This window comes from Novipirellula sp. (assembly GCF_041583735.1).
Classification (GTDB): Bacteria; Planctomycetota; Planctomycetia; order Pirellulales; family Pirellulaceae; genus Novipirellula.
Map to the genome: position 1 here is coordinate 1 of NZ_JBFHFD010000873.1, position 2,906 is coordinate 2,906.

Below are 2,906 nucleotides of genomic sequence, written 5' to 3' on the forward strand. Positions count from 1 at the left end.
CCAATGACACAAGTACCCGACACCAAACGAACTCCCAAGAACTTTGGGGGGGGAAATTCCCGGGGGGGAAATCCCCACGGCGCAAACGGAAAAGCCTAAGCCCCAGCGCGGATGCTGGCAAGCAGGTGGAGAGTAAGTGTGGCAAAACTTCCGAGCCGATCGAGCACTATTGTGCTGCCGAGGCCCAGATTTTTTTGTCCGCCGCTTCAATCAATGGCGGGAACTCTCCGATTTCCACCGCATTGTTTCCCTGCTCGTGTTTGCGGAACAGCAACAGGTACGTTTCGTTCTGAGGCCGATACTGGTGAAAGAAAAGCTCATTTTTGCGAACGATTTGCTCCGAAAGTTCATTTTGAACCGGGTGTGGATGGCCACCCACCAACGCATCCGCTAATTCGTTGGCCAAACGTGCATAGCCCATTTCGTTGGGAACCAAGCCATCGGCGGTGACTTCCTTGCCACTCGGTTCCCAAGCAATCGAAATCACTGCGGAATCGGTTTCTTTGCCGACCGTTTGCACGATTTTACGTGCCTGAGCGATGGATTCTTGATAATTTTCGGTTTTAAAGCCCGGCAGCGGAAAGGGCGTCATCAAGATCACACGGCGATTGGTTTGCTGAATGTCACGGATCAATCGCTTCAATCCGTCAGCAAATCGTCCGATCGCCCGCTCGCCGTCGCTCGCTTCGGCAAATCCGTACGCCAATAAAACCACCGTTGGGTCAGCGACTTCGATGTCTGCCATCAATCGCGAATAGCCTTCTCGCGGCGAATCAAAGCGTTTTCGTGCGTAGCCGTGAACATCATCGCCGGACCAACCCAAGTTTCGGACGGTCAATTTCCAATCGGGACGGCGAGATTGCAGTTGACCTTCGACCTGACCGTTATTCTGCATCCGCTCGACAAGGGTTCCCCCGACAATCGCCACGCGATCCTTCGGGTTTAGCAGAGGTTTCGTGGTTTCGGCCGATGCCGAATGAGGGAACAAGCTGCCAATAACAAGCGAGATGCCAGTGACGATTGTGGCAAAGCAAGAGAGTGAACGCATGACAGGAAAGGGATGCGAGGGTATTGGGGTGGTTACTACGTGTCGCGAATGCAGGAAAAACGCCCAAGACGGTCTTGGGCGATCATTGCGCGCCACAGAGGCTGCGCCGCAGCTTAATTGATAGGCTATCAAAACGGCGCAGAAATTTTGGGCGGTGCGGCAAATGCAACCACCCCGGAAACGGTTCCGGCCACTCCCCGGTCGCGTCATAACCCTCGACATAGCAACGGTTTAGTCGCTGTCGGTCGGCATCGCGGTGGTCGTGCAAGCGGCCGGATTGAACGCTTTACCCGCCGGCTTACGGGGCGGTTGCCGGTGAAGGAACCGGCGACTTCTTACAGTTCCGATTCGATTGCTTTGACGAGTTCAGCGTCGTCCGGCGTCGTTCGAGGGGCAAATCGGTTGACCAAATTACCATCGCGGTCGATCAGGAACTTTTCAAAATTCCAGCTGATTTTGCCTTTGCCAGCCGGTTTGACATCTTTGCTGGTCAAATACTTGTAGATCGCAGTCGCGTCTTTACCGTTAACGTCCACCTTGCTGAACATCGGAAAGGTCACGTTGTACTTTGTCGAGCAGAACGATTTGATGTCCGCTTCGCTGCCCGGTTCTTGGGTACCAAATTGGTTGCAGGGGAAACCGAGCACGACAAAGCCTTTGTCTTCGTACTTTTTGTACAAATCTTGCAGTCCAGCATATTGAGGCGTCAGCCCACACTCGCTGGCAGTGTTAACGATTAGCACCACTTTGCCCTCGTAGTCTTCGAGGTCCACGGTTTCACCGTCAATGTTTTTGACTTTGAAGTCGAGTGCACATTCGTGATCATCGTGGGCGGTCGCCATGGTCGTGAAAGCTCCGAGAACGAGGGCAGTGGCAAGCAGAAAACGCATCGAGAGGACTCCGATAGCAGGGGGGAAGCTGCGGTGAGCAGCAAATTTGATTGTTTAGGCAGAGTATAGCGAGCGAGTAAGTAGCAACGAGCGTGGAGGTGAATTAATCTCTCATTGCTGGCGAAATAACGGCAGACTTACTTGACGAAACCACTTTCGATTGCCAGCATTTCGTGGTCAATCTGAATTCCCTCCCCCTCCAACGGACCGAACCGGCATTATGGAAAACCGAAAACTTCTTCTCTCTGCAGGCTTTCTAGCCTTGATCGCTGCTGGTATCGGTTTTGCCGTACGTGCGGGACTTCTTGACGTTTGGTCGACCCAGTACGGGTTTACCATGACCGAATTGGGGCAGATCACGGGTGGGGGATTGCTCGGTTTCGGGATTGTCATTTTGTTGGCAGGGTTTCTGACCGACTGGATTGGGTACAAACCGTTGATGTTGGCGGCGCTGGTGTGTCACGTGATTTCCGCAGTGCTGTTGTTCTCGGCCACGCCGGTATTTAACGCGGCCGGCAAAGATGCGGTTTACATGATTTTGTTTTGGTCCGCGTTCATTTTCGCGGTCGGCAACGGGATTTGCGAAGGGGTGATCAACCCGTTGACCGCGGCCATTTACCCTGAACAAAAGACTCACTATCTAAATATCCTGCACGCGGGTTGGCCCGCCGGATTGGTTATCGGCGGTTTGATTGTTTTTTTGAAAGGCAGTGTTGGCTGGGAAATCCTGCTGGCAACCTACCTGATCCCGACCGCAATGTACGGATTTATCGCGGTCAAGGAACGCTTTCCCCAGACTCACGCGCAATCCGGTTCGGTTTCTTACGGCGGTATGATCACCAAGCTGATCGCTCCGTTTTTTGTCATTTTGTTGCTGACCCACGCCTTGGTTGGTTACGTCGAACTGGGAACCGATAGCTGGATCAACAAGATCACCAGCAGTATTTTGAAAAGTGCCACACTGGGCA

General features: G+C 53.2%; 3 protein-coding genes. 1 reads left to right on the plus strand and 2 read right to left on the minus strand.

Going from position 1 to position 2,906, the window contains the following annotated elements; translation table 11 throughout:
- Positions 1-166: 166 nt before the first annotated feature.
- On the minus strand, positions 167-1,048 hold the full coding sequence (locus ABX962_RS33990) for a GDSL-type esterase/lipase family protein (RefSeq protein WP_372726106.1): 882 nt from the start codon (positions 1,046-1,048) through the stop codon (positions 167-169).
- Between the two features lie 335 nt (positions 1,049-1,383).
- Positions 1,384-1,890 carry a glutathione peroxidase gene (locus ABX962_RS33995; RefSeq protein WP_372726108.1) on the minus strand — a complete coding sequence of 169 codons (507 nt, stop codon included), beginning with the start codon at positions 1,888-1,890 and terminating at the stop codon, positions 1,384-1,386.
- A 268-nt stretch (positions 1,891-2,158) separates the two neighbouring features.
- On the opposite strand from ABX962_RS33995, the gene ABX962_RS34000 reads away from it, so the two are divergent.
- Positions 2,159-2,906, plus strand: a 748-nt coding sequence (locus ABX962_RS34000; RefSeq protein WP_372726107.1) for a sugar MFS transporter, incomplete at its 3' end; no start/stop codon positions are given.